Source organism: Sphingomonas sp. LH128 (assembly GCF_000293195.2).
In the GTDB taxonomy this organism is placed as follows: Bacteria; Pseudomonadota; Alphaproteobacteria; order Sphingomonadales; family Sphingomonadaceae; genus Novosphingobium; species Novosphingobium resinovorum_A.
Genome location: NZ_ALVC01000252.1, coordinates 1 through 5857 on the forward strand (window position 1 = coordinate 1; position 5857 = coordinate 5857).

Sequence of the window (5857 nt, forward strand, 5' to 3'; positions counted from 1 at the left end):
GCCGCCGCCCGCCGCGCCTCCGGTGATCCGGCGCGAGGATTACCTGCCGCCCGCATGGCTGGTGCCTGAGGTCGCGCTGGATTTCCGCCTCGGCCTCGACGCCACTAAGGTCGTCGCCAAGCTCTCGGTCGCGCGCAATCCCGCAGGAAGCGGCGCTTCGACGCTGCGCCTCAATGGCGACCAGATCGCCCCGCTGGCGGTCCGGGTGGACGGGCTCGACGTCAACGACTGGCGCCTCGACGGCTCCGATCTGCTCGTCGAACTGAACGGCGAGGCGCATGAGGTCGAGATCGAAACGGCGCTCAATCCCGCCGCGAACAGCCAGCTCATGGGCCTTTATGCCTCGAACGGGATGCTCTGCACCCAGTGCGAGGCGGAGGGATTCCGCCGTATCACCTTCTTCCCCGACCGGCCCGACGTGCTCTCCACCTACACGGTGCGGATGAGCGGCGAGAAGGCGCAGTTCCCCATCCTCCTTGCCAACGGCAACTGCACCGCCAGCGGCGAGGGCGAGAACGGCACGCATTGGGCCGAATGGCACGATCCCTGGCCCAAGCCGAGCTACCTCTTCGCGCTGGTGGCGGGAGACCTCGTCGCCAATCACGCGGAATTCACCACCATGGGCGGCCGCAAGGTCGACCTCAACATCTGGGTCCGCCCGGGTGACGAGGACCGCACCCAGCATGCAATGGATTCCCTCGTCAATTCCATGAAGTGGGACGAAGAAGCGTTCGGGCGCGAGTACGATCTGGACTTGTTCAACATCGTCGCCGTGTCCGATTTCAACATGGGCGCGATGGAGAACAAGGGCCTCAACGTCTTCAACACGCGCTATGTCCTGGCCGACCCCGAGACCGCGACCGACGGCGATTACGATGCCGTCGAGGGCGTGATCGGGCACGAATACTTCCACAACTGGTCGGGCAACCGCGTGACCTGCCGCGACTGGTTCCAGCTGAGCCTCAAGGAAGGTTTCACCGTCCTGCGCGACCAGCTGTTCAGCGCCGACATGGGCAGCGAGGCGGTCAAGCGGATCGAGGACGTGCGCGTCCTGCGCATTGCCCAGTTCCCGGAGGATTCGGGCCCGCTGGCGCACCCGATCCGGCCGGATTCCTTCCAGGAAATCAGCAACTTCTACACCGCGACGATCTACAACAAGGGCGCCGAGGTGATCCGCATGATGCGCACCATGGCGGGCCTCGAACGGTTCCGCCAGGGCACCGACCTCTACTTCGAGCGCCACGATGGCGAGGCCGCGACCTGCGAGGATTTCGTCAAGGCGATCGAGGATGGCGCCAGGCTCGATCTCACGCAGTTCCGCCTGTGGTACTCGCAGGCCGGCACGCCGCAGGTTGCTGCCGAGATGGCACACAACGGCACCCAAACGGTACTCAGGCTCACCCAGACCGTCCCTGCCACCCCCGGACAGCCCGAAAAGCAGGCCATGCCGATCCCCTTGCGCGTCGCGCTGTTCGACCGCGACACCGGCACCCATTCGGGCGAGCAGCTGATCGTCCTCGACAAGGACAGCCAGACCTTCACCTTCGACGGTTTCACCCAGCCGCCGGTGCTGTCGATCAACCGCGGCTTCTCGGCTCCGGTGGCGATCGAGTTCGAACGCGACAGCGCGGACCTCGTGTTCCTCGCCGCGCATGACGACGATCCCTTCGCCCGCTACGAGGCGATGCAGGGCCTCGTCGTCCAGCATCTCGTCGCCGCCGTCTCTGGCAAGCTCGATGATGCCGCGCGCGCCGAGGGGCGCGCGGCGATCGGCGAGGCTTACGGTTCGGTGATCGCCGACCCGGCGCTCGACGACCTGATGCGTGGCGAGCTGATGATCCTGCCCGCCGAGACCTACCTTGCCGAGCAGCTCCCCGTCTCCGACCCCGGCGCGATCCATGCCGAGCGCGAGGCGCTGAAGGCATGGCTGGGCCGCGAACTCGCCGCCCCGCTCAAGGCGCTGCACGACCGCGCCGTCGCCGTGCCCTATTCGCGTGAGGCGGCGGCGCGCGGTGCCCGCAAGATCAAGACGCAGGCGCTGGTGCTGATCGCCTGTGGCGACCCGGCCGAGGGTGCTAGCCGCGCCTTCGCGCAGTACCAGGCCGCCGACAACATGACCGACCGCCAGGGCGCGCTCATGGTCCTCGCCAGCCTCGAAGCGCCCGAGCGCGAGACGGCGCTGGCCGATTTCCACGATCGCTACGAAGGCAATGCCCTCGTCATCGACAAGTGGTTCTCGCTCCAGGCGGGCGCGCTGAACCCGAAAGTGCTGGAGCACATCGCGGCGCTGGCGCAGCACGCAGACTTTACCATGACCAACCCCAACCGCGTGCGCGCGCTCTACATGGCGGCGGCGGCGAACCCCAAGGCGTTCCACGACGCCAGCGGCGAGGGCTACCGCATGATCGGCGACCTGATCCGCCGTCTTGATCCGATCAACGCGCAGACGGCGGCGCGCTTCGTGCCCTCGCTCGGCCGTTGGCGCCGGATCGAGCCGGTCCGCGCGGCGATGATGCGCGCCGAACTGGAGCGCATCGCGGCGCTGCCCGAGCTTTCGCGCGACGTGCGCGAGCAGGTGTCGAAGTCCCTTGGCTGAGCCGGTCGAAGTCAACCGCGCCACTCTGCTCGAAGGTGTCTCCCACGGCTTCCTCGGCCGCCGGGGCGGAGTAAGCGAGGGCGAAGTCGCGGGCCTCAACGTCGGGCGCGGTTCGGGCGATGATCTCGACATCGTCGAACGCAACCGCACGCGGGCGGCCGAAGCGGTGCTGCCCGGCGCGCGGCTGGTCACGGTCTATCAGGTCCACTCGGCCGACTGCGCGGTGCTGGGCGGGGAACCATGGTCCGAGGAAGACCGCCCCAAGGCCGACGCCATCGTCACCGACCGGCCCGGCGCGGTGCTGGGTATCCTCACGGCCGACTGCGCGCCGGTGCTCTTCGCCGACCGCGAGGCGGGCGTGATCGGCGCGGCCCATGCCGGCTGGCGCGGGGCGCTGGGCGGCGTCACCGATGCCACCATCGCCGCGATGGTGGCCCTCGGCGCCCGGCGGGAAAGCATCGTCGCGGCGGTGGGGCCGTGCATCGCGCAGGATTCCTACGACGTGGACGCAGCGTTCCGCGAGCGCTTCCTCGCCGACGACCTGCCCAATGCGCGGTTCTTCCGCGAAGGGCGGCCCGAGCATTTCCAGTTCGACCTCGAAGGCTACGTGCTGTGCCGGTTGCGCCTCGCCGGCATCGCGCATCCCGAGGGACTGCGGCTGGATACCTATGCCGAGCCCGAGCGGTTCTACTCCTTCCGCCGCGCCACCCATCGCGGGGAACTGAGCTACGGGCGGCAGATTTCGCTGATCGGGCTGGGCTGAGGGCGTACCTCCGTCATTGCTTCGCTGCGCTCGCAATGACGAAGAAGAATGATTCACGCGGAGGCGCAGAGGTGTAGCGCTTGCGGCAGCGAGCCTTTCCTTTCATCGGTGCGTTTTCCTCACCATTGGAATGGGGAGCGAGTTCACGGCGTCACCCAACACCTCTGCGCCTCCGCGTGAACCCGTTTTTCTGCTTTTTATCGAGCGGCAGCTTCCGCCGCGTTGGGGACCTTGTGTATCCTCCCTGTTCCGCAGGAATGGGGAGGGGGACCGCCGACGAAGTCGGTGGTGGAGGGGGAGAAGACCCCTCCGTCAGCGCTTCGCGCTGCCACCTCCCCATTCCTGCGGAACAGGGAGGATAAAATGCCTTCACCTTGGATGGCGCGCGGCCAGCGCAATTCCGGCAAGGTTCTGCTCACGCTTGATCCACCGTATGCGCGCAGGACGAACCTGAGCCGCCAGCGCAAGGAAGCGCGCCGCGTGCCGCCCCGGGCCATGCCCGTCGCGCAAGGCCCGGTTGGCCTGACGCACAACCTCCGCCGCATCGCCGATCAGCTCGACCTGTTCCAGCCCCTGCTCCCGGCAGAGTTCCAGTGCATGGATCAGCGCCAGCCACTCGGCATCGCTGTTGGTGCCGCAGCCGCAATCCTCAAAGACATGCGCCACCCCGCGTATCACCACGGCGACTTCGATGGGGCCGGGATTCGGACGGCAGCCGCCGTCGAAGAAGACCTTCAGGCGCTTCATCAGCCCGAGCGGTGGTAGGGATGCCCGGCCAGGATCGCGGTGGCGCGCCACAGCTGTTCGGCGAGCATCGCGCGGACCATCAGGTGAGGCCAGGTCATGCGGCCGAAGCACAGAAGGTGGTCGGCCTGCGCCCGCGCCTCGTCACCGTGGCCGTCGGCGGCGCCGATCAGGAAGCGGCATTCGCGCACGCCCTCGTCGCGCCAGCGGCCGAGCAGCGCGGCGAACTCTTCCGAGCTCATCAGCTTGCCCCGCTCGTCGAGCAGGACTTCACGGACCGGGGTATGGGCGGGAGGCGGCACCTTGCCGCCGACATCGGGCAGCTCGCTGTGCCTGAACGGCCAGGTGATGCGCTTCGCGTAGCGATCCAGCATCTCACCCTCGGGCGAGCGGGCGATCTTTCCGCGAGCGATGATGTGCAGCAGCATGGGTTCAGGGTGCAATCAGGCCGGAACGCGGGGACGGAGCAGGGCCCCCGCGTGATTTCCTTGCGATTTTCCGGTCACCGTCGCGACCGGAGGATCATCCTCTAGGCAGCGGTCAGGCTGCCCCGGACGGGCCGTCGAAGCCCCACATCCGCTCGAGGTTGTAGAACGTGCGCACTTCGGGACGGAACAGGTGGACGACCACGCTGCCCGCATCGACGAGCACCCAGTCGGCCGCCGGAAGGCCCTCGATACGCGGATGGCCGAAGCCGTTCTGCTTCAGTCGCTCGCCGAGTTTCTGCGCCATGGACGCAACCTGGCGGGTCGAACGGCCCGAGGCGATCACCATGAAGTCGGCGATGCTCGATTTGCCGTCGAGGTCGATCGTCACCAGTTCCTGCGCCTGATCGTCGTCCAGCGACGAAAGCACGAGGTTCAGCAACGGATCATCGCTTTCGATCGTGACCGGAAGCGGGGTGGCGCCGGTTGATTCCGGCTGTAGTTCTGCCTGTGGCATCTTGGTTGGGTTCTGCTCCTTTCAAAACCGACCGGGCAGGATGAAGGCCATCCTGCCGCGTTCGATCGTTTGCCGTGTAAGCCGGGTATGCGGGAAGATGGCCTGAAAGCCGATCATTCCGCCGTTCCGGGGATCAAGTGGTACGTGACCGCGTCACGCGAAGGTCGATCTGAGAACCTTCGTGCCCAGTCCGGATCGGCCTGGCGTATCGCCGTTGCCGACCGCGTATCGGGGTCGAATCGCAATGTCACCAGCGCGGGTGCGCTCCACTCTTCCGGACCGCGAAGACTGGTCAGGGGTCTCCGGAATTTCCCCAGCCAGGCCATCGCGGGGCTCGCGAGGGCAGCGCCATCATACCCCGGACGCGCGATTACCGCAATCGGCATGAGTCGGCACAGCGTCCGCCAGTCCTTCCAGCGGTGCAACTGGGCGAGGTTGTCCGCCCCCATCAGCCATACGAAGCGCCGTTTCGGGTAACGGTGAAGGAGTGCGCGGAGGGTGTCGACGGTGTATCGGGTGCCCAGTTCGCGCTCGATCGCGGTGGCCCGGATGCGGGCGCCCCGCGCCTGCTGCTGCGCCGAGCGCATCCGCGCGGCCAGCGGGGCCATCCCGGCCTTGGGTTTGAGCGGATTGCCCGGCGAGACCAGCCACCACACTTCGTCGAGCGCAAGCGCCTCGACGGTGAACAGGGTGACGCGGCGGTGTCCACCGTGGGCCGGGTTGAAACTGCCGCCGAGCAGGCCCGTGACGGGCCCGGGGCGGGTTCGGGTCCGCCTCAGAACCAGATTCAGGGCCGGGCCTGCCCGGTTCCG

General features: G+C 67.5%; 6 protein-coding genes. 2 read left to right on the forward strand and 4 right to left on the reverse strand.

Features of this window, described 5'->3' with window-relative positions:
• Both pepN and pgeF read left to right on the forward strand, forming a co-directional pair.
• Positions 1–2596, forward strand: a 2596-nt coding sequence (gene pepN / locus LH128_RS19595) for an aminopeptidase N (RefSeq protein WP_008831422.1), incomplete at its 5' end; no start/stop codon positions are given.
• Entirely contained in the window at positions 2589–3359 is a 771-nt protein-coding gene (gene pgeF, locus LH128_RS19600) for a peptidoglycan editing factor PgeF (protein WP_008831423.1), read from the forward strand. The genes pepN and pgeF, both read left to right, overlap by 8 nt.
• A 369-nt stretch (positions 3360–3728) precedes the next feature.
• Here the strand turns inward: pgeF and LH128_RS19605 are convergent, their stop codons facing one another.
• The 4 genes from LH128_RS19605 to LH128_RS19620 form a co-directional block, all read right to left on the reverse strand.
• Positions 3729–4106, reverse strand: coding sequence for a ribonuclease HI (locus LH128_RS19605; protein WP_008831381.1), 378 nt, complete (start codon positions 4104–4106; stop codon positions 3729–3731).
• Entirely contained in the window at positions 4106–4531 is a 426-nt protein-coding gene (locus LH128_RS19610) for a 23S rRNA (pseudouridine(1915)-N(3))-methyltransferase RlmH (RefSeq protein WP_008831382.1), read from the reverse strand. The genes LH128_RS19605 and LH128_RS19610 overlap by 1 nt, the downstream gene beginning before the upstream one ends.
• Before the next feature lie 112 nt (positions 4532–4643).
• A complete protein-coding gene (gene rsfS, locus LH128_RS19615) occupies positions 4644–5045 on the reverse strand; it encodes a ribosome silencing factor (protein WP_008831383.1) in 402 nt (133 codons plus the stop codon).
• 113 nt (positions 5046–5158) lie between these two features.
• On the reverse strand, positions 5159–5836 hold the full coding sequence (locus LH128_RS19620) for a nicotinate-nucleotide adenylyltransferase (protein WP_051211537.1): 678 nt from the start codon (positions 5834–5836) through the stop codon (positions 5159–5161).
• Between the last annotated feature and the right edge of the window lie 21 nt (positions 5837–5857).

What these genes read in the sequence shown, in the direction of transcription:
- LH128_RS19605 (WP_008831381.1), bottom strand. Translation starts at nt 4,106, where the DNA reads ATGAAGCGCCTGAAGGTCTTCTTCGACGGCGGCTGCCGTCCGAATCCC.
- LH128_RS19610 (WP_008831382.1), bottom strand. Translation starts at nt 4,531, where the DNA reads ATGCTGCTGCACATCATCGCTCGCGGAAAGATCGCCCGCTCGCCCGAG.
- rsfS (WP_008831383.1), bottom strand. Translation starts at nt 5,045, where the DNA reads ATGCCACAGGCAGAACTACAGCCGGAATCAACCGGCGCCACCCCGCTT.